Origin of the sequence: Reinekea blandensis MED297 (assembly GCF_000153185.1) — a bacterium.
Classification (GTDB): domain Bacteria; phylum Pseudomonadota; class Gammaproteobacteria; order Pseudomonadales; family Natronospirillaceae; genus Reinekea; species Reinekea blandensis.
Map to the genome: position 1 here is coordinate 769,474 of NZ_CH724149.1, position 23,426 is coordinate 792,899.

The window sequence follows — 23,426 nt, forward strand, 5'->3', positions numbered from 1 at the left end:
TATTGTCCATTAAAAAAGGCACCTTAGGAGGTGCCTTTTTATCGACTCAACGACTGCTCAGGGTTTGAGGAAGGGGTTAACCAACCAGCCCAAAGGACCGGTAAGTTTTACCGGAGCCTCGACCAGAGACAGCAGCCAACAATCGCCATCGGCGTCAGCCTGAGGGGAATGGAAGTGTTCCCCGGCGAGATGGATAAAGTCACCCGGGCCATAGGAGCCCATTTCATCCGAAAAGCCCCCCTCAATGACGACGCTGATCTCGTTGCCTCGGTGAGTGTGATGCGGAACCCGGCCACCTGACTTCATATGATGCAGCCCGAGGATTAAGCCCGTCTCATCTTTCAGCAGCTGACTGACTCTGAGGTTTTTCATCGGGCTGCGCCAGTCCAGCGATTCAGTGTCTTTGTGAATCAGCTTTTCAATGACCGGCGGGAACCGGGACGGAGCCTTCGGTGCCTTGGGTGCACTTACCGTGGGCTCATTCTGGATTCTCGACATTAACCGATCAAACCCATCGCCGGCGAGGTCTGCCCGGGTTTGTTCTTCAAACAGAACCGCCGCCATACTCTCATTGTCATGCACCTGGTGCCGACAGGCCTGACAGAAATGCAGGTGGGTTGAGATTGCAATGCTCATCGCACTGGAGCCCGTGCCACTGGCAAACTCCAGAAGTTGATCGTTGGTTGGGTGCCAATTGCTCATAACTCATTCGCTCCCAGATGTGTTTTCAGTTTTTGCATGGCCAGTCTTACTCTGGATTTTACAGTGCCTAGAGGCAGATTCAGTTCACTCGCCACTTCCTGATGACTTTTATCTTCCAGGAAGACTTTGGCGACAATCTGTTTTTGTTCGATCGGCAGGTGATTAAGCTCATTTTTCACGTGCGTCTGTATACGGGACTCTCTAACTTCCCCAAACAGGTCAGTATCACCCTCTAAGTCCCATACATCATCCGCATCGACATCGTTTTGATATTTACTGAGTTTACGCAGCAGATCGATGCGTTGGTTTCGCGCAATGGTGAAAATCCACGTAGAGGGGGCCGCCTTGCGCCGATCGAACTGTCCGGCTTTTCGCCAGACCGTCATCATCACTTCCTGAACCAGTTCTTCTGGTAGGTGATCGCCTTGGTAATGCAACCCAGACGACACTCCGAAAGCTTTGATTAGCGGACCAAAATGGTTATAGATGGCCTGAAAGGCTTGAGTGTCCTGTGAGGCGGCTACCTTTTCCAGCATGTTCGCGAAATGTTCGCGATCCTGCAGTTGCTGTTCAGTCATGGCGCTTCCTTTCACTGGGCGCTGTCTGTTGCGGAGAGCCAAAGCCGTCATACCCTATACCTGTGATGATGATCGTCACTGAAATACGGGTGTGCGGCGTGTATGGATCATCCGATGAGTTGTTCTTTAATCCACTTCAGCAGTTTTTTACTGTTTTTGCCACCGCGAACCGGCGCATCCGGGTCATCCGGCTGCTCTTTACGCGCTGCACGGACCAGTGATCGAAAGGGTTGTCGGTCTGTTTCCGGGTAGGCATCGAACCAGTCAGCTTCAGCAGTGTCTTCTCGCAGCAAACGCTCTCGCCAGACCTCAGCCTGATTCAAAATGCGTTGCGAGGCTTCCGAGGACGGATCAAGCAAGTCCAACTGAGATTGAATCTGCTCAACCGGCTCAGAACGCATCAGTTTGCCGATGTACTGCAGGTGACGACGAGTGGCTTCGTTGCTTTTAATACGGCGACTTTCTTCGATAGCATCAAGCATGGCATCTGACAGCGGGAACGCGGCGAGATCGCTCGCCTTTAAGTTGATCAGTTGCTCACCAATGCTCTGAAGACGAAGCATTTCACGCTTCATTTCGGATTTACTGACCCATTCGATGTCGTCTTCGTCAATCGGGTCGTTGAGTTCTTTCATGAAAGAGTCCTGACAGGAGTAGAGAGCTGGCGCGTTGCGCTACAGCAGAAAAATGGTCGCCAAACCCAAGAATGTCAAAAAACCAAACACATCTGTGAGCGTGGTAAGAATGACGCTGCCCGACAATGCCGGGTCTACGTCGACTGATTTTAAGAAAAATGGCAGTAATGTGCCAGAGAGGACTGCAATGCAGATGTTCACCAGAATGGCAGAAGCGATGACCATGGCCAGTGAGAGCTCTCCGTACCAGATCACGGTAATAGATCCGATCACCAATGCCCAGAGGGAGCCATTAATCAGTCCGACTCCCAGTTCCCGCATAATCATCCAACTGAGGTTAGCGCGGGTAATGTGCCCGGTGGCCATGCCTCGGATCATCAGAGTCAATGTCTGGCTGCCGGCAATGCCGCCCATACTGGCGACGACCGGACTGAGTACGGCCAGTGCGACGATTTGCGCAATTGACGCTTCAAAGCGACTCATCACAGCGGCGGCGATAAAGGCCGTGGCCATGTTGATGCCCAGCCAGACGGCACGATCACGGCTGCTGCGAACCACCGGTGCAAAGGGATCGTCTTCTTCGTCCAGACCCGCCATGCTCATCATGTTGTGATCAGCCGTCTCGATAATAACGTCTACCACGTCATCGACGGTAATCCGGCCAATCAACAGGCCGCTTTCATCGACGACCGGGGCGGAGACCAGATCATAACGCTCAAAAATCTGTGCCACTTCCTCTTCGTCAGCGGTGGCGGGAATGGCTTGAGGTGTATCGGCCATGACCGACTCGACGATTTGTTCCGGTTTTGATTGCAGCAGTTTGGAGACTGCCAATGAGCCCAGATAGCGAGACTCCCGATCAACGACCCAGATGACATCAAAAGGGGTTGGCAGTTGTTTTTTACGCAGATACCGGAGCACCGTTTCAATAGTGACGTCGGCTCTCACCGAGATCATATCGGTGTTCATCAGACCGCCGGCGGTGTCCTCCGGAAACGCCAGCAAGCCTTCGACCTTACGCCGGCTGTCATGCGGCATAAGCAGGAGTGCCTGACTGGAGCTTTTCACCGGCATCTGCTGTAACAGATCGGCTAAGTCATCGGCATCGACATCCTGCGTGGTCTCAACGAACTCTTCGGGTGACATTCGTTTCAGAATGCCCTGCTGAATGTCTTCATGGAGGTTGGCGAGAACTTCGCCTTGCAGGTCTTCGTCGATGTAGCCCCAGAGCACATCACGTAACCGGCTGGGTATGGATTCCAGCAGGTGAGCCATGTCAGCAACGCTGAGTTGATCCCGGAACAGATCTTCAATCGGGTCCAGATTATCGGACTCCAGCGCGGCTACTATGCGGGTTTTATACTGATCGAGCAGGGCGGTGTCCGTTGCGGTGGGCATAAACGGTCTCTCAGTAACTTACGGCAGGCGTGAGGGCTTGGTTACTCACCTTCATCAAACTTGTTGTTAATCAGGGTGCTGATGGCTTCCCAAGCCCGCTCTTCATCACTGCCGTCGATTTCAAACGTGAGCTCTGTACCTTTGGACGCCGCCAGCATCATGACAGCCATAATACTTTTTGCGTCTGCCTGTCGACCTTCTTTAAAAACCTGAACTTTGCTCGAATGATGCGCTGCGGCGGCCACCAATTTGGCGGCGGCTCTCGCATGCAAGCCGAGTTTGTTAATGATGGTGATGTTTTCCCGTATCACGAATGATCCTGCCCAAGGTCACGATGTCGAATTTGAGTTTTCGAATAGCTCTTATCAAAAGTAGCAGAGAGTTGTTCCGTCAGGTAGACCGAGCGGTGCTGACCGCCCGTACAGCCGATGGCAACCGTCAGGTAGCTACGTTGATTGTTTTCGTAATGCGGCAACCATCGCTCCACGAAGTTTTGGATGTCATTGAACATGTCGGTGACGGCGGGCTCTTTTTGCAGAAAATCCTGAATGGGCTTGTCGCGTCCGGTAAACATGCGCAGGTTTTTATCCCAGTAGGGGTTAGGTAGACAGCGCACATCAAACACGAGGTCAGCGTCCCGGGGTAATCCATGCTTGAACCCGAAACTCAGGAACTGCAAGGAGAGTCCTTTAGGTTTGCGTACCAGCAGAACCCGGACCTGTTCACGTAACTCCTGCACAGACAGTGTGCTGGTATCGATCTTGAGAGTTGCATGATCAGCAATTGCGGCCAAATAGTGACCTTCCTGCTCAATGGCTTCAGCCAGCGAGGCGTGTTCGTTAGTCAGCGGGTGTTTACGACGTGTCGCGGAAAAGCGCTGCAATAAGATCGTTTCATCGGCATCGAGATACAGCAACTCAGGTTGAACGTCACTATCCAGCTGTTCCAGGATGTCCGGCAGTCCGCTGATGCCATCTGTTGAGACCCGAACATCAATGCACACCGCAATGCGTTTGTTCGCCGACTGGTCCATCCAGCGCACCAGTTCGGGCAACATTGACGGTGGCAGATTGTCGATGCAGTTGAAGCCGGCATCTTCCAGCGTGTTCAGCACGGTTGATTTGCCGGACCCGGAACGGCCGCTGATGACAATCAGTCGAGTGGTGTCAGTGGTCATGTCAAAATATCCGGCGTCAGTGAGCCGCTCCTGAAAAGCTTTGGTACAGGCTGGCAGCGTCTGGACACTGGTGCAAGCGTTTGAGTTCATCCGGATCGTGAACACGCTCGACAATACCTGCCAGGAGCTGCAGGTGTTCATCGGTCGCTTCAGCAGGCACGATGAGTGTGAAAATCAGATCAACCGGTTGCCGGTCAATGGCATCAAAATCGATGGCTTCCGGTAGCCGCACCAAGAGCGCGACCGGTGCATCAAGGCCTTCAAGGCGACAATGAGGCACGGCGACGCCAGAACCGATACCGGTACTGCCCAGGCGTTCTCGGGCAACAAGTTGATCAAAAATCGCGATATCTGAATGGTCACTGAGCGTCTGTGACAGACGCTCAGCAATGGTTTGTAGTACTCGTTTTTTACTGGCTCCGAAATCTTCAATAAAGGTGAGTTCCGGGCTCAGTACGTGATTCAGAGGAATCATGGTGAGTGTCAGCTTCCGTGTTTGCGGGCAACGTTCTTTTCTTTGTGCTTGATCAGTTGCCGATCGAGCTTGTCATTCATCATGTCAATGGCGGCGTAGAGGTCATCATGGACCGCATCGGCATGCAATTGACCACCTTTAACATTTACTGAGGCTTCAGCCTTTTGTCGCTCTTTTTCGACGGTCAATGTCACCTGGACATTGCCAATCTGGTCAAAATGCCGTTCGAGTTTCTCGATTTTAGTGGAAACGTAATTCTGGAGGGCTTCAGTGACTTCAACGTGGTGACCGCTGATATTGACTTGCATAGGCTGCTCCTCTTGCAGTTATACCGGTTCAGTCCGACATAGGACTGGGTGTATGCGAACCAATCAGATGATTGGCTCGCCCGACCCGAGGGTCGGCTTGTAAACTGACAGATCTGTTTCGTTCTTCCTTGCTTTAAATATTGCCCTAGAAGCGTAAAACTTCAAGTGAGATTTCGTTTTATTTTCTGCGTTAAATCAAACTCTTACGTTCGTTAGAGGGCGGAATGTGCATGGCCTCCCGGTATTTGGCGATCGTACGCCGTGCTACCTTGATGCCCTGTTCGCCAAGTAAGTTGGCAATTTTTGAGTCGCTCAGAGGTTTGCGGGTGTTTTCCGCTGCAATGAGTTTTTTGATCAGTGCCCGGATGGCTGTACTTGAGCATTCTCCACCAGAGTCGGTACTGACATGACTGCTGAAAAAGTACTTCAGTTCATAAATGCCTCTCGGCGTATGCATGTACTTCTGGGTTGTGACCCGGGAGATCGTTGATTCGTGCATGTCAACGGCCTCAGCAATGTCATGCAGGACCAGCGGTTTCATGGCTTCGTCGCCGTAATCCAGGAAACCACGTTGATGTTCAACAATGGTCGACGCTACTTTCAGGAGGGTTTCATTCCGTGACTGCAGACTTTTGATGAACCATTTGGCTTCTTGTAGATGGTCTTTCAGATAGTTGTTGTCACTGGAGTTGTCGGCTCTTTTCACCATCGATGCATAAGAGGAGTTGACCCGTAGTTTAGGGGCGATGTCCGGGTTGAGCTCAACCAGCCATCGGTTGTTCTTGATGTCTTTGGTGACGATTACATCGGGTACCACGTATTCGGATTTGCCCGACTCAACCGCATTACCCGGACGCGGGTTCAGGGTTTGAATCAGCAGCATCACTTCCCGAAGCTCGGGTTCTTTGATGCGGGCTTTGCGCATCAGCTGTGTGTAATCTTTGCTGCCAAGCAGGTCAATGTACTTGCTGACAATGTCGATGGCCGTTGCGCGCATCGGCGTGTCTTCGGGGAGTTGACGCAGCTGGATAATCAGACAATCGGCCAGATTACGCGCACAGATACCCGGTGGGTCGAACTGCTGCAACCGGTGCAGTACGGCCTTAACTTCGTCCTCGTCGAGACTGTCGTCGTCGGTAGACAGATCTTCGCGCAGACCCTCGAAAATCTCTTCGACAGAGTTGCTCAGATAACCCTCTTCGTTGACGCACTCGATAAGCGATTCGGCTATAACCCGGTCTTTATCGGTCATCGGTGTCAGGTTCAACTGCCAGTAGAGGTGATCCCAAAGCGAGTCTGTCGTGCCGTAAATGTTCTCGAGATTGTAGTCATCATCGGCTGCCGGCATGGCATGATTAGTCGGCGTGTGGGTGTAGATATCATCCCAGGAGGAGTCAACGGCAAGATCGTCGGGAATGGTGTCCTTAACGGTGAACTCCTGACTGGCCTCATCGGTTTGTGTGTCAACAGAGTTATTTTCTTGTTTGTCGGCATCGTTGCCGGTTGATGAATCTGCACCATCGTCTTCTTTTACTTCCAGCATTGGGTTGGACTCCAGCGCCTGCTGAATTTCAGTCTGCAGGTCCAGAGTCGAGAGCTGTAGTAATTTGATGGCTTGTTGCAACTGAGGCGTCATCGTCAGTTGCTGGCTCATCTTAAGCTGTAACGAGGTTTTCATAGGTTGTTGTTGCTCACGTTAACTGATCTTACAAAAAAGAAGACACAAAAATTACAAACGAAACTGGTCGCCTAAATATACCTCACGAACGGTCTGATTGCTCAGTACCGCGTCGGCATTGCCTTCAGCGATGATATGACCACTGCCGACAATGTAGGCTTTTTCGCAAATGTCGAGTGTTTCCCGAACGTTGTGATCGGTGATTAAAACGGCGATCTTACGCTGCTGCAGGTGGTAGATGATTTCTTTGATATCTCCCACGGAAATCGGATCGACACCGGCAAAAGGCTCGTCCAATAAAACAACCTTGGGTTCCATAGCCAGCGCTCTGGCAATTTCGACTCGACGGCGTTCGCCGCCAGACAGGGCCATGCCCAGGCTTTTGCGAATGTGAGTGACACTGAACTCTTCAAGCAGGGCTTCCATTCGCTCACGTTGTTCTGCCCGGTTTATGTCTTTACGGGTCTGCAATACCGCGAGAATGTTGTCCTCTACGGACAGCTTCCGGAAAATCGAGGCTTCTTGCGGCAAATATCCAATGCCCCGTTTGGCGCGAGCATGCATGGGTTGAGCCGTGACGTCGATACCATCGATCTGCACGGAGCCCTTATCCGCAGCAACCAACCCGACAATCATGTAGAAACAGGTGGTTTTACCGGCACCGTTTGGACCCAGCAGACCGACGATTTGGGCTTCTTCGACCGCCAGACTGACATCCTGAACCACCGGGCGACGTTTATAGCTTTTGGCCAGATTGCGAGCTTCGAGCAGTGCCATCAGTCCAGCGTCTCCGGTTGCAGGGTGAATTCGGCCTGAGGAGCACTGTCGTCATTACGAATCAGTCGGGCGGATTCGATGACCATAACACCTGACTGAGTGTTGTACTCAATTCGCTCGCCAGACGCCTGATTGTCGCTTTGTTGCAGCTCTGCCTGGCCAAAGGTGATGATGGTGTTTTCATCGGGAAAATACTCGATCTGAGTGCCGCGCATTTCAACCGGAGGTTGGTTTTCCGTCGGCGTGTCAACAAAGCGGGCAGGCTGACCGGTTGCTTTCAGGTAGGTGATTCGTTGTGTATCGGGGTCTCGGCGAAAGATGACTTCGTCGGCGTAGATCGATAATGCGCCCTGAGTGATCACCACGCTGCCGGTCAGGGTCGTTTGGCCGCTGTTTCCGTCCAGTGTGGTTTTGTGTGCCTTGCCGCGAATGGCCAGATCACGGTCGCCGGGTAAGGCCGCAGCCTGGAGCGTGAGCAGTCCTGCCAGCAATGTCACTGTGAGCGTTTTAAGACGGATCATAATAAAAGTCTACATCAGAGAGAAACTGAATTACCGGGTCGATTGTATCAAGATTCACCGTCAGGCCAACGGATGATATCCGCTGCTTGCCTTGAGTGACTTCGACCGGCTGTTCGGTGCTTGCCTGTTGCTGTTGTTCATCATAATGCATGCGGTCGCTGTGCAGCACCATGGGCGGTATGGCATTTTGCTGAGCAATCACGACGTTGCCAATCAGGTCGATGTTGTTGTTTTCGTACACGGTGGCTTGATCTGCGGTGATTTGCCAGGCCTTTATACCGTCATCCAGACGATGAATGATCGGGGCTGACAGGCGGCTCTGACCGGTGCTTTCGTAGACGGACATGGTGTCTGCCCTGGTCGTTAACGTGGCTTGGCCGGTGGCGTCATAGCGTGTCAGATCCAGACCGGTGATGTAAATATCCGGGGCATCATCTGGCAGTTCATAATCACTGTTGTCGGGCACGGCATCGTCTGTCCCGGTAAAATCAAACAGCCACACCGCGACTAATACCGCCAGTGCCCACGGAATCGCCCGCAGCAGAGTCGCGTTGTTCACGCGACGCCGGCCCGCAGAATGTCGTGCATGTGGATGACGCCGGCAACCTGTGCGTCTAAGTCCGTGACAATCAGTGAGGTGATTTTTCGTTCTTCCATTTCAAACAGGGCCTGAGCGGCCAGGTTCTGAGCGGACGTTGTCAGCGGATGCGGATGCATCAGGTCGGCAATTCTTGTGTTGCGGAAATCGGTGTCATTTTCCAATGCCCGACGCAAGTCGCCATCGGTGAACACACCGAGCAGATCACCATTGGACTGTATGGTAACCATGCCAAGGCTTTTCTGTGTCATGACCACGAGGGCGTCGGACACCGATTGCTCCGGGTGGACAACGGGAATGGCATCGCCGGTGTGCATGATGTCGCCGACTTTTAAAAGCAGCTTACGACCCAGGCTACCGCCGGGGTGGGAAAAGGCAAAGTCTTCGGCAGTAAAGCCGCGGGCTTCCAGCAAGGCAATAGCTAATGCATCGCCCATTACCAGTGTTGCTGTCGTTGACGAGGTCGGTGCCAGATTGAGTGGGCAGGCTTCGGTATCAACTCCGCAGAAAAGATGAACATCAGAGGCTTGCCCCAACGTGCTGTTCGGGTTGCCGGACAGACCGATGAGAGGTGTTCCCAGTCGTTTGATCAGTGGCAGCAATGTGATGATTTCCGAGACTTCTCCGGAGTTGGACAACGCAATGACGACGTCCTTATCGGTGATCATGCCCATGTCACCGTGACTGGCTTCACCCGGATGAACAAAGAACGATGGGGTGCCCGTACTGGCTAATGTGGCCGCCATTTTGTTACCGATATGACCGGACTTACCCATGCCGGTGATGACCACCCGACCCTGACAATTAAGGATCAGCTGGCAAGCCTTGGTGAATTGCTCGTCCAGTTTGAGACTGAGCTGCTGGAGCGCTTCAATCTCCATGTCAAAGGTGCGTTTGGCGATCGCGAGATAATTGATGTCTGGGTTCATGACTACACCGTTGCTGCTTGAAAAACGATCCAACCGAAGGTGGCATACATTAGCACAAAAACCGTGCCAATATAACGACCCATCGGTTTTCCAGACCGGCCCAGTGCAATGAGGCAGAAAAACAAGCAGGCGCTGATGGCCAGCATGAACAGGTAGTGCAGGTTGAAAACTTCGGCATCGAAAGCGCCGGGCGCGATCAGTCCGGGGACGGAAAGAACCGCAAGAATGTTGAAAATGTTGGAACCAAGCACGTTGCCGATCGCAATATCATGGTGTTTTTTCAGTGCACTGGCGACCGAGGCGGCAAGCTCAGGTAAGCTGGTGCCGACCGCGATGATGGTAGCTCCGATGACCGCTTCACTGATCTGAAACATGTCGGCGATTCCAACGGCGCCCCAGACCAGAACACGTGCGCTGACAATCAGCACTCCCAGCCCGATGGCAAACCAAACCAAGGCACTGACGGTGGACATGTCTGATGGGATGTCTTCTTCAAACTCGTCGTCTTCCTGGGCCTCTGTGCGGTTATGTTCCCAATAGATCCAGACCAGAAAGGCCACCATCAGCAGCAGTAACACCAGGCCATCGATGGCACTGAGGTAGAGATTAAACAGCAGGGCCCCGGCCATGAGGGTTGAGGCAAACATAATCAGGTTTTCATTGCCAACCAGGCGTTTACTGACGGGGATAGGCGCAACCAAAGCCGTTATCCCAAGCACCAGACCGATGTTTGCAACGTTTGAACCGATGGCGTTGCCCATAGCCAGTTCAATACGACCTTCCAGAGCCGCGAAAATTGCCGCAATGATTTCCGGAGCCGACGTTCCCAGAGAAACGATGGTGACACCGATAATCAGGTGGGGTACCCCGAGGTTATTGGCTAAAGCCGCCGCGCCAGCGACGAATCGATCCGCACTGAGCACTAAAAAAATCAACCCGACCAGAATGGCCAAGGAGAACATAAGCATAGAGTTACCCTTTCATTGAAACTGCGCGCATTTAACGGACTTTGCCGGTCGAATGCAATGGTAACGGTGGCGCAGGTAGGATGACGATGAGAATCACAGACCCTTGACGATATCGTTACCCATGCCCTTCATTTCCGATTCAGGCAGACTGTGCCAGACTTAAAATGACATGAGAACAGACAGGGGAGTGGTTATGAGAAGAACAGTGATTGGTGTGTTGCTGAGCGTGTTGTTGTTGAGCGTGCAGCAAGCCGCCGCGTTTCAGCCGACCAGGAGTGCTGAAGAGAGCGTAAGTGCGGGTGTTCAGGCCGTGCTCAGCGTGGTTCGGAAGTACTCAGGTGACGAGTCCTCACAGGCGCGACAACAATACTTGGATGAAGTCTCTGACGTTCTAGAGCCGGTGATCGGTTATGCCGTCATTGCTCGTCGGGTAATGGGTGATGCTTATAATGACGCCACCCGGGAGCAGAAAATCCGCTTTCTGGAAACGTTTAAGCGCAGCATGGTCAATACCTACGCGGGCGGGATTTACGCCTTTGGTGCCTATGAAGTCCGGGTGTTGCCAAGCCAGGATGACAAAAAAGACACTTTGCGGAACACCCGCGTGTATCTAGAAGTGGTTTCCCCGGAAGGTCAGACCTATCCGTTGGTGCAGAGCGTTTATTACAGCCAATCGTCGGATGATTGGAAAATGCAGAATGCGATTTTTAACGGAATTAATCTGGGTGTGACGTTTCGTACGCAATTCGAACAAATTTATGACGAAGCGGATAACGATCTCGACAAAGCCATTACTGAGTGGGCACGGATCACGGAAGAAGCCTACAACAGCACTAATTTCCGCAATCAATGACCTAATCGGGGCCGGATATCTGTCCGGCCCGTCTCAAAGCCGAACCTTTCTTGAGCGGTATCATCGTAATTCTGTGGGTTCGACCCTGACACGGCATTTTTGTTTGGCGACGTATTGCGTATAATCGGGCGCCCTTTGAAACTGTCGAGACGATACATGACCTCAGATGATGTTAAAAACCTGCTGATTCCGGCATTTGCCGACGCTACCATCGAAGTCGCCGGTGAAGGCGCAAAATTCGACATTTCAATGGTTTCTGAGGCGTTTGCCGGCAAGCGTGCTGTTGCGCGTCAGCAGATGGTGTACGCCGTTCTGAACGAACAGATTGCATCCGGTGACATACACGCCGTTACCATGACTTTAAAAACCCCTGATGAGTTGGGCTGAGGATTTCCGGTTTGGATAAATTACTGATTACCGGCGGGTCCCGCCTGAACGGGGAAGTCCGAGTCTCCGGCGCAAAAAATGCGGCATTACCGATACTGACAGCGACACTGCTGACGAAAGAGACGGTCACACTGCACAACCTGCCGCATCTGAACGACATCACGACCATGATTGGCCTGCTCGGCAGCATGGGTGTCAGTGTCGTGCTGAACGAAGACATGAGCGTCGAAGTCTGTGCCGGGACCATCCGGGAATATACGGCGCCATACGAAATGGTCAAAACCATGCGTGCCTCGATAACGGTGTTAGGACCGCTGCTTGGTCACTTTGGTGAAGCCAATGTGTCTCTTCCCGGCGGCTGTGCGATTGGTGCACGACCGGTCGATCTGCACCTGCGTGGCATGGAAGCGCTGGGTGCGACCATTGACGTCGACAGTGGTTACATTACGGCGCGCTCAAACGGTCGACTCAAAGGCGCTCGTTACTTCTTCGACAAGAACACGGTCGGTGGGACCGAAAATGTCTTGATGGCCGCCGTTCTGGCCGAAGGCACAACCGTGCTCGAGAATGTGGCCAAAGAACCGGAAGTGGTTGACCTGATCCGCATGTTGCAGGCGATGGGGGCTAAGATCGAAGGCGCCGGTACTGACACCTTAGTTATTGAGGGTGTTGAATCGCTGCATGGCTGCGACTACACCATCATGCCTGACCGAATTGAAGCGGGAACCTACCTGGTCGCCGGAGCTCTGGCGGGAGATCGGGTCAAGGTTAAGAATGTGGTTCCACAGGACCTGGACCCGGTATTGGTCAAACTTCAGGAGGCGGGCGCCAAACTGACCGTTGGCGATGACTGGGTTGAAGTGGATATGGTGGGTCGCGAACTGACCGCTGTTGATATACGTACGGCGCCTCACCCGGCCTTCCCAACCGACATGCAGGCTCAGTTCACGACGTTGAATGCGGTGGCAAAAGGCACCGGCACCGTCGAAGAGACCGTATTTGAAAATCGTTTCATGCACATCAGTGAGCTTGAGCGCATGGGTGCGAAAGCCAAAATCAAGGGCAATACCGTGGTCATCGAAGGTCGCAATCTTCTGAAAGGCGCGCCGGTCATGGCAACGGACCTCAGAGCCTCTGCATCGTTAGTCCTTGCCGGACTGGTCGCCGAAGGCGAAACCCTGGTCGATCGGATTTACCATCTGGACCGTGGCTACGAATGTATTGAGGAAAAGCTCGCCGGACTGGGCGCATCCATTCGACGTATTTCTGGCTAGTGACCAAAAGTCCTGGCTACCTCCGGAATTCCGGAGCATCTGAAACAAGAGAGTTAACATGCAACAAAATGCACAAGGCATCACCATCGCGTTGTCCAAAGGACGTATTCTGAAAGAAACCCTGCCGCTCTTTGCCGCCGCTGGCATTGAGCCGTTGGAAGACGTCCATACCTCCCGCAAGCTGATCTTCGAAACAACGCGCCCGAACGTGCATTTTATTATCATTCGAGCCGTGGACGTGCCCACCTATGTGGAATACGGAGTCGCCGATCTCGGCGTCGCTGGTAAAGATGTGTTGATGGAGCACGGCGCCAAAGAAATGTATGAGTTGCTGGATCTGAATATTGCGCGCTGCAAACTGATGACCGCCAAGATGAAGGATCAGCCACTGCCTGCCGGAAAACTCAAAGTCGCCACCAAATTTATCAGTGTCGCCAAACAGTACTTTGCCACTCAGGGCCGTCAGGTTGAGCTGATTAAGCTTTACGGTGGTATGGAGTTGGCGCCGATCATGAATCTGGCCGATGCAATTGTCGACATCGTCGACACCGGTAACACCTTGAAAGCCAATGGGCTTGAAGCCGATGAGTTTATTGCGGACATCAGCAGTCGGCTGATTGCCAGCCGGCTGGCGCTTAAAATGAAAGATGACATCATTCAACCGATCGTTGATGTGTTGGCGGACACGGTCGCTGCAAATGAGGCACGTACATGACGGATTTGAACATTACCCGCGTTGACGCAACAGAGGCAGATTTCGATACCGTGCTGGATAGCATGCTGGCCTGGGAAAGCGTTTCGGACGCTCAAATGCAATCCACCGTTGCTGAGATTATTGCTGAAGTCCGGCAACGAGGCGATGCGGCGTTGATGGAATACTCCGCTAAGTTTGATCGATTTTTCGTCAACAGCATGGCCGAGCTGACTTTGGATGCCGAGGCCATCGAGGCAGCCTTCAACCGATTGCCGGAAGATAAACAGCAAGCCCTGCGGGTCTCCGCTCAACGCGTCGAAGATTATCACCGGCATCAGGTTGCTGAAAGCTGGCACTATACCGACGAAACGGGTGTTGTGCTCGGGCAGCAAGTGACGGCACTGGATCGGGTCGGCATTTATGTGCCCGGTGGTGTTGCGCCCTTGGCATCGTCCGTCATTATGAACGCAATGCCGGCCAAGGTCGCAGGTGTCAGTGACATCATCATGACAACCCCGGCACCGGATGGAAAGGTCAGTGATTTTGTCCTGGGTGCAGCGTTTGTTGCCGGGGTTTCAGAAGTGTATTTGCTCGGCGGTGCTCAGGCCGTAGCCGCGCTGGCCTACGGCACGGAAACGGTACCAAATGTCGATAAGATCGTCGGTCCGGGTAATGCCTTTGTGGCGACTGCGAAGCAACAGGTGTTTGGCAAAGTTGGCATTGATATGATCGCCGGGCCGAGCGAAATTCTGGTGGTGTGCGATGGCAAAACCAATCCAGACTGGATCGCCATGGATCTGTTCTCGCAGGCCGAGCACTCACACGATGCGCAAGCCATTCTGATTTCTCATGACCGTGACTATCTGGATCAGGTACAGGCGTCTATTGAAAAACTGCTGCCAACCATGGAGCGTCAAGACACCATTCTTCAGTCGCTGAATGATCGTGGTTTGTTCATTCGCGTGAAAGTACTGGACGACGCCAAGGCGCTGATCAACCGCATCGCCCCGGAACACCTTGAACTCTCGATTGATGATCCCGAAAGCTGGTTGGCCGATATTCGTCACGCGGGTGCGATCTTTATGGGTCGTCATACCTCCGAAGCGCTGGGGGATTATTGCGCTGGGCCGAACCATGTCCTGCCAACCAGTGGTACAGCTCGATTTTTCAGCCCTCTGGGCGTATACGATTTCCAAAAGCGCAGTTCCCTGATCGGCGCATCAGCAACCGCCGCCAGTGAACTGGGGCAGGTGGTGTCGGTGCTCGCCCGCGGTGAACTGTTGACGGCCCATGCCCGTAGTGCGGAGCAACGAATAGATGACTGATTTCAGAGATCGACTGGATACCCATGTGACTCGCTGGGTGAACCCAACCATTGGCGCTTTGAAAGCCTATCCGGTTCCGGATTCCACGGGCTTGTTAAAACTGGATGCCATGGAAAATCCGTTTGTCTGGCCAGAAGCCATGCAGCGGGAATGGGCCGAGTTGATGAGTGCAACGCATGTTAATCGCTATCCGCATCCTGATGCTCCTGACGTGAAAGCCGGTATTGCTGAGGTGTTCGATGTTCCGGAAGGAGTCGACATCCTGCTCGGCAATGGTTCCGATGAGCTGATTCAGTTGATTGCCATGGCGGTGAACGGCAAAGGCCGAACCATCATGGCGCCGGAGCCGAGTTTCGTGATGTACCAGATGGTGGCTCGTTACTTATCGATGGAGTACGTCGGTTTGCCGCTGACGGACACCTTTGAGATCGATATCGAGCAAACACTGCGCCGCATTGAAGCAGAAGATCCGGCGGTCATTTTCCTGGCCCAGCCGAACAATCCGACCGGAAACCTCTGGGGAGATGAAAAGCTTCGGCGGATTCTGGAATCCGCTCGTGGACTGGTCGTGATTGACGAAGCCTATACGGCTTTTACCGAAGCCGATTATCTCGACTGGCTCAGCGATTTTCCGAATCTGCTGGTGATGCGTACGTTCTCCAAAGTGGGCTTGGCCGGTTTACGTCTGGGAATGTTGTTCGGGCATGCGGCTTGGATTGAACAAATTAATAAATGTCGGTTGCCTTACAACATCAACAGCCTGACACAAGCCACCGCCGCCTTTGCGTTAAAGCATTTTTCTGTGTTTGAAAACCAGACTCAGGAGTTGGTCAGACAGCGCCGACAACTGAGCGCTCAGCTGGCTGAATTGCCCGGTCTGACGGTGTTTCCAAGCGAAGCCAACTTTATTTTGGTTCGTACACAGCCCGGACAAGCTGACTTATTGCATGCCGGCTTAAAAGATCGCGGTATTTTGATCAAAAAACTGCACGGCAGTCACCCCAGCTTGGAAGATTGTCTGCGGGTGAATGTGTCATCCGCGGACGAAAATCGGCAGTTACTGGACGCTCTGACCGAACTCTGCGCTGAATAATCGTGTTCCGGTCCCGGGAAATTTCCGGGACCGTTTTGCCGATGGAGCTGGATAACCATCTGCACCCCTCCTGAAAATCCCCCTAGGCTTTCTGGCCGACCGTGTTTCAATGTCGACTCTTGAACTGACGAGAGTTTCGCATGGTTTTAATGGCGTTTCATGACGCAATCGACGGCTATATTCATGCTCAAAAAGAGACGCTTTGGGTGCGGCTCAGAGTGCGTGCTGATCAAGCCCTACGAGTAATGGTGCGTACCGAGCCAGACAACGAAGAAGTGTTGACGTCGATGACTCCAGGTCAGACCGAACATGGCTGGCAGGAATGGACGGCCGAAATCCCCACTGTCGGGCATCACCATCAGACACGTTACCTGTTTAAACTGATCACGCCTGATAACTCCTGGTGGTACGGGTCCGCAGGCCTGGAAGCGTACATGCCGACGGATACCCACATGTTTCGTTATGCACATGATCGGCAATGGCCGGTATGGTCTGCCTCGCAGGTGTTTTATCAGATTTTCCCAGAGCGGTTTGCGAATGGCGATAGTGCGCTGTCGCCGGTGGCCGGAGAATACCGGTATCTGGACCGTGTAGATATCGCTGTTCGTGATTGGGATGACGCACCGGTTAAAGCGACCGGAGGCTTTGAGTTTTTTGGTGGGGATTTGATCGGCGTTAAAGACCGGTTGTCTTACCTCAACGATCAGTTGGGCATCACCGCGCTTTATCTGAATCCGGTTTTCACCTCTCAGTCCTCTCACAAGTACGACACTGTCGATTACTATAACGTGGACCCGCATTTCGGCGGTAATCCGGCTCTGATCGAGTTAATCGAGGCAAGCCATGAACGAGGCATGAAGGTCGTACTGGACGCGGTGATTAACCACACAAGTGTCATGCATCCTTGGTTTCAGGCTGCGTTACACGGCGATCCGGATAATCGGGATCGCTATGTCTTTGACGGTCAGGACTATGCCAGCTGGAAAGGTCATAAATCCTTACCCACATTGGATTATGCCAATCCCCAGGTGGTCAATGACATGATCACAGGTGACGACTCGGTTATTCGACACTGGATGCGTCCGCCCTATCAGATTGATGGTTGGCGCATGGATGTCATCCACATGCTTGGCGAAGGCACCGGAGCGCAGAATAACGCGGCATATTTGAAGCTGCTGCGAAACGTGATCAAAGAAGAAAACAGTCAGGCCATGTTGCTGGGTGAACACTTTTTTGAAGCATCATCATGGTTGCAGGGTGATCAGGAAGACTGTGCCATGAATTACTTTGGCTTTGCGCATCCGGTCCGGGCGTTTCTGGCGGGGCTCGATATTGCGATGGATCCGATCCGGATTAGCGGTGAGCAGTTTGCCGCCTGGCTTAGAGCCGCACGGGCGCGGATTCCGTTTACCAATCAGCTTTTACAGTTTAATCAACTGGACAGTCACGACACGCCCAGATTTTATTCCATGCTGCAGGATGACCGGGACTTAATGAAAGTCGCTATCGGCTTTCTGATGAGCTACATCGGTACTCCGTGTCTGTACTATGGCACTGAGATCGGCATGAAGGGAGTGGATGATCCCGATTGTCGACGCTGTTTCCCTTGGAACCGTGAAACCTGGGATGAGAGCCTGCTGACCCATACGCAGCGCTGGATTGCCTTGCGTAAGCGCTTGAACAGCTTGTCGTCGGGGGCCATCGTCGATATTACAAGCGCAGCAGATTGTCTTGTTTTCGCTCGGGTCACTGAGACAGAACAAACGCTCATTGCCCTGAACCGGGGGACTGCGATCTCTCTGGACGGTACCGACTGTTTACCACCGACCGGAAAGGCCTGGCAGTGTGAAGAGGGCAACGGGACGCTCGACGTTGCCGGTGATTCTTGGCGATTCGCCTTGCCTGCAAAATCGATTACGCTTTGGTCACGGTGATGTTGGCGTACGCCGACCGAGTTCAACGGTCAACCGGATCGGTTGACCTTCGCGTAACAGCCGCAGATCTGTGGTTTTGCCGGGCATGAGTTGCGAAATGAGTCTCGCAGCCTGTGTGCGGCTCGACAGCGGAACATCGTTGATCTCAAGCAGCTGGTCTCCGACCCGCAATCCGGCCTGTTCGGCAGGGCTACCCGGATCGATGGAGACAACTTTTAAAGCGACCTGCGGAGAACTTGATTCAGTGTTCGTCAGTGGTGACTGTCGAACATCAATGCCCAGATAGCCGCGTTCGATTCGACCGAGTTCGGACAACATTGTGGCAACGGAAAGCACATCATGGATCGGGATGGCGAAGCCAATGCCCTGGTTGCCACCGGTGGCAGAAAACAAGGCGGAGTTCATCCCGAGAATCCGCCCGTCGGCGGTGACAAGCGGTCCACCGGAGTTGCCCGGGTTAATCGCAGCGTCGGTTTGAATAAAGTCAGTCAGGTTGGTTAAGCCCGGCTGGGCACGACGTTTGGCCGATACAATGCCCATAGACACCGATTGCCCGACCCCGAAGGGGTTGCCTATGGAAAACACCACATCGCCGATTTCTGCTTCGGTTGTCGAAACAGGCGTTGCCAGACTCGTGGTCAGCCGGGTTTTTAGCAAAGCAATGTCGGTTTCGGGGTCGATAAAAACCTGATCCACGCCGACGATCAACCCTTCGTGTGTCACCACACGTATGTCGTCTGCACCTTTGACCACGTGTGCATTGGTGACGACATCGCCTTGCTGGCTAATGAGAATGCCCGAGCCGAGGATGGTTCGATCCGAGACATCGTTTTGCAGATATTTCTGAATCAGGGGATCGGCGATCAGCGGTGCCAGCTCGGTGTCTCCCTGACGACTGACAATGCTGACAGCAAAGGGCAGTGATTTTGCCAAAGACGCTGAATAACTGAGCAGAATGTCCGATCGGGTTGCCGGGGAGAATGGCCCCTTTTCAGCAACCAACATATAAACGAGCCCGGCAAAGATGCCAACAACAATCGGCAGTAGCCAGTCTCTGGTTCGTTGTGTCAACATATCTGGCACGCATCTATAGATTAGGGAGGAGGCTATCATGCCTGTACAGCGCTCGGAGCTTCAAGCGTATTTAGCGGAATTGCTGGATGTTGACGCCTTTAAAGACTATTGCCCGAATGGCCTGCAAGTGGAAGGCTGCGATGTCATTGAACGTGTCGTTACCGGTGTGACCGCGAGTCAACGCTTGATAGAAGAGGCCATTGCCCATAACGCTCAGGCCATCATTGTGCATCATGGTTATTTCTGGAAAGGCGAATCGCCCAGCCTGACCGGCATTCGCAAAACGCGTGTCGCTACTCTGCTGGAGCATGACATCAGTCTGTTTGCTTATCATCTGCCATTGGACGCTCATGAACAGTTTGGCAACAATGTGCAGCTGGCTCGTCAGATGGGTTGGACCATTGAAGGTAATTTGACGTCCTCAATAGCATTGATGGGGCGCCTGGATGGTGGAGAAACCGGGGGAAGCCTGCAGCGTAAGTTATCCGACGCGTTAGATTTTGACGTGCTGCATGTTGGCGAAGAAGCGGATGACATTGAAACTATTGCCTGGTGTACCGGTGCAGCCCAGGGAGAGCTCGAAAAGGCAATTGAGGCCGACGTAGACGCGTTTGTTTCCGGAGAAATCAGTGAACCCACCGTGCATCTCGCGCAGGAGAGCGGTGTGCATTACTATGCCGCCGGCCATCATGCGACGGAGCGCGGTGGAGTCAAGGCGTTAGGGGATCACCTGGTGCATCAGTTTGGTATCGACGTGCAGTTTATCGATTTGCCGATACCAGTCTGATTGAACTCAATAGTCAAAGTCGGTCCAGGATCGGATGATCTGGACCGACGTTTCCGACTGGATCAGAGGTCGAGCAGAATACGCTCGTTTTTGAGTCGGCTGAGTATTTCATCAAGGTCCGTCTGAGTCAGACGGATACCAAATGGCAACGCATCGCCTCCGGCAACGATGGCGATCAGACCGGCTGCTTCCACATAGGGGCAGACCGTCAATGCATCTTCTGCACGCACCACCACGGCTGTATGACCCAGCGTGAACAGTTTCTGTTCCAAAGCCACGGCCGTTTCGGCCGCATCGGCAGAATCAATCTGCAGGGTCACCGGGGTTTGATGGTAGCGACGCTCCCGATCCTGATCGGTCACCATGTTGCGTTCAACAGCAGCGGTCGCCTCACGAATCATGCCGGCCCCAACCGTGCCATTACTCAGCCGGTCAATCACAATGAACGCCCCGGTATGCGGGATGTCATTATAGGCATCCACAACCACGGGTTTGTTCAGCTGGATGGTAACATCGGCAATATCATTGAGCGCCAGCTCATTGGCTTCAGAGGTTTCCAGTGTGTTGACGTCAATACGCCGCTCAACGGACGATACCGTGCCGCTGGCAAGCTGATGACCAATCTTGAAATAGTACTGCCGACCGGGCGTCATCACAGAATCGTGCATCCAGATCAGTTGGGTCTTGAATGCCTGGGCGATGATGGGGTGTTGGCCCTGACGGACGATCATATCGCCACGGCTGATATCGATTTCATCATTCAGCGTCAAAGTCAGTGCTTGACCGGCATGAGCCTCGTCCAGATCGCCATCGAAGGTTACGATCCGTTCGACCGTCGAAGACTGACCGGAAGGTAAAACGGTAATCGCCTCACCAGGTCGAATCGTTCCGGACGCAATCGTACCGGCGAAACCACGGAAATCTAAGTTAGGGCGATTGACATACTGAACCGGAAGTCGGAATGACTCAGATTGCTCATCGCGCGATATTTCAATGGACTCAAGTAAGGTCATGAGCGAGTCACCCTGGTACCAAGGGGTGTTATCGCTGGCAGAGACCACGTTGTCGCCATTGAGTGCGGACATCGGCACAAAACGGATGTCCGGGATATTCAGTTGTTCCGAAAAGCTCAGATAGTCGGCTTTAATCGCTTCATATCGGGCTTCATCGAAATCCACCAGGTCCATCTTGTTGACGGCAACGATGACGTGTTTCAGACCCAGAAGGTGCGCAATAAAACTGTGTCGTCGGGTTTGTGTCATCACGCCATGACGGGCATCGATGAGGATAATCGCCAGATCACAGGTCGAAGCACCTGTTGCCATGTTCCGGGTGTACTGTTCATGTCCCGGGGTATCGGCGATGATGAACTTACGCTTGCTGGTTGAAAAGTAGCGGTAGGCGACGTCAATGGTAATGCCTTGTTCTCGTTCCGCTTGAAGACCATCGACCAGCAGGGCCAGGTCAATTTTTTCACCAGTGGTTCCTGACTTCTGACTGTCTTTTTCAATGGCCGCCAGCTGGTCTTCGTAGATCATTTTCGAATCGTGCAGTAACCGGCCAATCAGCGTGGATTTGCCATCATCGACACTGCCGCAGGTCAGAAAGCGCAGTAACTCTTTGTTCTGGTGTTCGTCCAGGTAGGCATGGATGTCGGTTGAAATGAGATCGGATTGGTGTGACATATCGTTATGCTCCAGTAATCAGAAGTAGCCTTCCTGTTTTTTCTTCTCCATTGAACCTGATGAGTCATGGTCAATGGCACGGCCCTGGCGCTCACTAGTCGTAGTCAGCAGCATCTCCTGAATAATGTCTGGCAGGGTCGTCGCGGAGGACTCGACGGCACCGGTCAACGGATAGCAGCCCAGTGTTCGGAACCGGACTGACTTATATTCGACTTTTTCACCCGGACGCAGCTTCATACGTTCATCATTGACGTTAATCAGGATGCCATCGCGCTCAACAACCGGGCGTTCCGCAGAAAAATACAGCGGCACAATGTCGATGTTTTCCAGATGGATGTACTGCCAGATATCCAGCTCTGTCCAGTTGGAGAGTGGGAATACCCGGATGGACTCACCCCGGTTGATGCGGGCGTTATAGATGTTCCAAAGCTCTGGGCGCTGATTTTTCGGGTCCCAGCGATGGTTCCGATCACGGAACGAATAAACCCGTTCCTTGGCGCGGGATTTTTCTTCATCGCGTCGGGCACCGCCAAAGGCCGCATCAAACCCGTATTTATCAAGCGCCTGTTTCAACGCCTGAGTTTTCATGATGTCGGTGTGTTTAGAGCTGCCGTGATCAAAAGGGTTGATACCCAGGGCCAGACCTTCCGGATTTTTATGGACAATCAGGTCGAGTTCGAACTTTTTTGCCAGTTCATCACGGAACTGGATCATTTCTTTGAACTTCCAGTCGGTGTCCACATGCAGAAGTTTGAACGGCAGTTTTCCGGGAAAGAAGGCTTTTCTGGCCAGATGAAGCATGACTGCAGAGTCTTTGCCGATCGAGTACAGCATGACTGGGTTGTCGAACTCGGCGACAACTTCCCGAATGATATGGATACTCTCAGCTTCGAGCTGTTTTAGATGAGTAAAAGATGGCTTCGACATGGTTCGCTCACACACTTATTTTGCAGTGAGCGAACTATACCAAAGCTATTTGTTATTTTGATTACAGCTTTCAGAGCGTTTTGTTATATAGCTATACTGCTCTGTATCGGTTCAGCTCGATGGCTTTTCCGTTTCATCGACAAAATCAGAGCGTTTGAGGCCATAGGTTTCCGACAGGGTGCCCTCTTCATTTGGCGCTTTTGGCGCATAGTCTTTCGGGCCGGTCGGTGCTTCAGGCTTTTGACTCTGTGGTGCAAGGTCTTCGAGACGGGTTTCACCACTGCGTGCAGACTCCAGTCGGTATTCTGGTTTGACGAACTGTTCCGCGCCCTGATCCAGGTGTTCCTGAATTTTGTGATAGTTCTTATTGAGCTCGGCAATCAGATCGGCGGTTCGGCTGAAGTGTTCGGTCACATTTATCTGATAGGACTGGTGCTGTTGCTTTAACTCATCGAGCTGACGCTTGAGGCTTGAGCGGTCCTGACCGTCACCCTTGGAAAACAGGCGACTTAACAGTCCTCCAATGATCAGGGCAGCCAGGAGAGCAGCAGCAAAGGTTGTCCATTGGATCTGTAGCATTGTCTTCTCCATGAATCATTTTTCAGGATAAGTATAGCGTTTTAACATTTTGTCCGTCTGTTTATAAAGA

The 23,426-nt window shown here is 52.9% G+C and carries 26 protein-coding genes; 8 read left to right on the forward strand and 18 right to left on the reverse strand.

Going from position 1 to position 23,426, the window contains the following annotated elements:
* Positions 1 to 57: 57 nt before the first annotated feature.
* The 14 genes from MED297_RS03480 to MED297_RS03545 form a co-directional block, all read right to left on the reverse strand.
* Positions 58 to 702, reverse strand: a complete 645-nt coding sequence (locus tag MED297_RS03480) for a ChrR family anti-sigma-E factor (RefSeq protein WP_008042445.1) — start codon at positions 700 to 702, stop codon at positions 58 to 60.
* The gene (locus MED297_RS03485; RefSeq protein WP_008042446.1) at positions 699 to 1,280 is read right to left on the reverse strand and encodes a sigma-70 family RNA polymerase sigma factor; all 582 of its coding nucleotides are present in this window, start codon (positions 1,278 to 1,280) and stop codon (positions 699 to 701) included. The genes MED297_RS03480 and MED297_RS03485 overlap by 4 nt, the downstream gene beginning before the upstream one ends.
* Positions 1,281 to 1,387: 107 nt before the next feature.
* A complete protein-coding gene (yjgA, locus tag MED297_RS03490) occupies positions 1,388 to 1,915 on the reverse strand; it encodes a ribosome biogenesis factor YjgA (protein ID WP_008042447.1) in 528 nt (175 codons plus the stop codon).
* A 39-nt stretch (positions 1,916 to 1,954) separates the two neighbouring features.
* Positions 1,955 to 3,313: a magnesium transporter gene (mgtE, locus tag MED297_RS03495; protein ID WP_008042448.1), complete on the reverse strand. Its 1,359-nt coding sequence runs from the start codon at positions 3,311 to 3,313 to the stop codon at positions 1,955 to 1,957.
* 41 nt (positions 3,314 to 3,354) lie between these two features.
* On the reverse strand, positions 3,355 to 3,624 hold the full coding sequence (locus MED297_RS03500) for an HPr family phosphocarrier protein (RefSeq protein WP_008042449.1): 270 nt from the start codon (positions 3,622 to 3,624) through the stop codon (positions 3,355 to 3,357).
* Positions 3,621 to 4,490, reverse strand: coding sequence for an RNase adapter RapZ (gene rapZ / locus MED297_RS03505; protein ID WP_008042450.1), 870 nt, complete (start codon positions 4,488 to 4,490; stop codon positions 3,621 to 3,623). Before rapZ ends, MED297_RS03500 begins: the two co-directional genes overlap by 4 nt.
* Positions 4,491 to 4,506: 16 nt before the next feature.
* On the reverse strand, positions 4,507 to 4,965 hold the full coding sequence (locus MED297_RS03510) for a PTS sugar transporter subunit IIA (RefSeq protein WP_008042451.1): 459 nt from the start codon (positions 4,963 to 4,965) through the stop codon (positions 4,507 to 4,509).
* An 8-nt stretch (positions 4,966 to 4,973) separates the two neighbouring features.
* Positions 4,974 to 5,273 (reverse strand): ribosome hibernation-promoting factor, HPF/YfiA family, encoded by a 300-nt coding sequence (gene hpf, locus MED297_RS03515; protein ID WP_008042453.1) that lies wholly within the window; start codon positions 5,271 to 5,273, stop codon positions 4,974 to 4,976.
* A gap of 190 nt (positions 5,274 to 5,463) precedes the next feature.
* Entirely contained in the window at positions 5,464 to 6,951 is a 1,488-nt protein-coding gene (locus tag MED297_RS03520; protein WP_008042456.1) for an RNA polymerase factor sigma-54, read from the reverse strand.
* Positions 6,952 to 7,002: 51 nt separating this feature from the next.
* Positions 7,003 to 7,728: an LPS export ABC transporter ATP-binding protein gene (gene lptB, locus MED297_RS03525; RefSeq protein ID WP_008042457.1), complete on the reverse strand. Its 726-nt coding sequence runs from the start codon at positions 7,726 to 7,728 to the stop codon at positions 7,003 to 7,005.
* Positions 7,728 to 8,249, reverse strand: a complete 522-nt coding sequence (gene lptA, locus MED297_RS03530) for a lipopolysaccharide transport periplasmic protein LptA (protein WP_008042458.1) — start codon at positions 8,247 to 8,249, stop codon at positions 7,728 to 7,730. Before lptA ends, lptB begins: the two co-directional genes overlap by 1 nt.
* Positions 8,236 to 8,808, reverse strand: a complete 573-nt coding sequence (gene lptC, locus MED297_RS03535; protein ID WP_008042459.1) for an LPS export ABC transporter periplasmic protein LptC — start codon at positions 8,806 to 8,808, stop codon at positions 8,236 to 8,238. The genes lptA and lptC overlap by 14 nt, the downstream gene beginning before the upstream one ends.
* Complete coding sequence (locus MED297_RS03540) at positions 8,805 to 9,776, reverse strand: KpsF/GutQ family sugar-phosphate isomerase (protein WP_008042460.1); 972 nt, start codon at positions 9,774 to 9,776, stop codon at positions 8,805 to 8,807. The genes lptC and MED297_RS03540 overlap by 4 nt, the downstream gene beginning before the upstream one ends.
* Positions 9,777 to 9,778: 2 nt before the next feature.
* Positions 9,779 to 10,744, reverse strand: coding sequence for a calcium/sodium antiporter (locus MED297_RS03545; protein WP_008042461.1), 966 nt, complete (start codon positions 10,742 to 10,744; stop codon positions 9,779 to 9,781).
* Between the two features lie 193 nt (positions 10,745 to 10,937).
* Here MED297_RS03545 and MED297_RS03550 point away from each other — a divergent pair, with 193 nt between their 5' ends.
* The 7 genes from MED297_RS03550 (at position 10,938) to malZ (ending at position 18,304) form a co-directional block, all read left to right on the forward strand.
* Positions 10,938 to 11,597 carry an MlaC/ttg2D family ABC transporter substrate-binding protein gene (locus tag MED297_RS03550; protein ID WP_161599267.1) on the forward strand — a complete coding sequence of 220 codons (660 nt, stop codon included), beginning with the start codon at positions 10,938 to 10,940 and terminating at the stop codon, positions 11,595 to 11,597.
* A 156-nt stretch (positions 11,598 to 11,753) separates the two neighbouring features.
* A complete protein-coding gene (locus tag MED297_RS03555) occupies positions 11,754 to 11,984 on the forward strand; it encodes a BolA family protein (protein ID WP_008042463.1) in 231 nt (76 codons plus the stop codon).
* A gap of 11 nt (positions 11,985 to 11,995) precedes the next feature.
* On the forward strand, positions 11,996 to 13,258 hold the full coding sequence (gene murA / locus MED297_RS03560; RefSeq protein ID WP_008042464.1) for a UDP-N-acetylglucosamine 1-carboxyvinyltransferase: 1,263 nt from the start codon (positions 11,996 to 11,998) through the stop codon (positions 13,256 to 13,258).
* A 58-nt stretch (positions 13,259 to 13,316) separates the two neighbouring features.
* Entirely contained in the window at positions 13,317 to 13,973 is a 657-nt protein-coding gene (hisG, locus tag MED297_RS03565) for an ATP phosphoribosyltransferase (RefSeq protein WP_008042465.1), read from the forward strand.
* A complete protein-coding gene (gene hisD, locus MED297_RS03570; RefSeq protein ID WP_008042466.1) occupies positions 13,970 to 15,277 on the forward strand; it encodes a histidinol dehydrogenase in 1,308 nt (435 codons plus the stop codon). Before hisG ends, hisD begins: the two co-directional genes overlap by 4 nt.
* Positions 15,270 to 16,370: a histidinol-phosphate transaminase gene (gene hisC, locus MED297_RS03575; protein ID WP_008042468.1), complete on the forward strand. Its 1,101-nt coding sequence runs from the start codon at positions 15,270 to 15,272 to the stop codon at positions 16,368 to 16,370. The genes hisD and hisC overlap by 8 nt, the downstream gene beginning before the upstream one ends.
* A 140-nt stretch (positions 16,371 to 16,510) precedes the next feature.
* Positions 16,511 to 18,304, forward strand: a complete 1,794-nt coding sequence (gene malZ, locus MED297_RS03580) for a maltodextrin glucosidase (protein WP_008042470.1) — start codon at positions 16,511 to 16,513, stop codon at positions 18,302 to 18,304.
* On the opposite strand, the gene MED297_RS03585 is transcribed toward malZ, so the two are convergent.
* Complete coding sequence (locus MED297_RS03585; RefSeq protein ID WP_008042472.1) at positions 18,296 to 19,378, reverse strand: S1C family serine protease; 1,083 nt, start codon at positions 19,376 to 19,378, stop codon at positions 18,296 to 18,298. The two genes, malZ and MED297_RS03585, sit on opposite strands and share 9 nt — an antisense overlap.
* A 37-nt stretch (positions 19,379 to 19,415) precedes the next feature.
* On the opposite strand from MED297_RS03585, the gene MED297_RS03590 reads away from it, so the two are divergent.
* A complete protein-coding gene (locus MED297_RS03590; protein WP_008042473.1) occupies positions 19,416 to 20,165 on the forward strand; it encodes a Nif3-like dinuclear metal center hexameric protein in 750 nt (249 codons plus the stop codon).
* Between the two features lie 62 nt (positions 20,166 to 20,227).
* Here MED297_RS03590 and cysN read toward each other — a convergent pair whose 3' ends face one another.
* From cysN to MED297_RS03605, 3 genes are all read right to left on the reverse strand, one after another.
* Positions 20,228 to 21,850: a sulfate adenylyltransferase subunit CysN gene (gene cysN, locus MED297_RS03595; RefSeq protein ID WP_008042475.1), complete on the reverse strand. Its 1,623-nt coding sequence runs from the start codon at positions 21,848 to 21,850 to the stop codon at positions 20,228 to 20,230.
* A gap of 18 nt (positions 21,851 to 21,868) precedes the next feature.
* A complete protein-coding gene (gene cysD / locus MED297_RS03600) occupies positions 21,869 to 22,777 on the reverse strand; it encodes a sulfate adenylyltransferase subunit CysD (protein WP_008042477.1) in 909 nt (302 codons plus the stop codon).
* Positions 22,778 to 22,888: 111 nt separating this feature from the next.
* Positions 22,889 to 23,356, reverse strand: a complete 468-nt coding sequence (locus tag MED297_RS03605; protein ID WP_050762855.1) for a Z-ring associated ZapG family protein — start codon at positions 23,354 to 23,356, stop codon at positions 22,889 to 22,891.
* Positions 23,357 to 23,426: the final 70 nt, after the last annotated feature.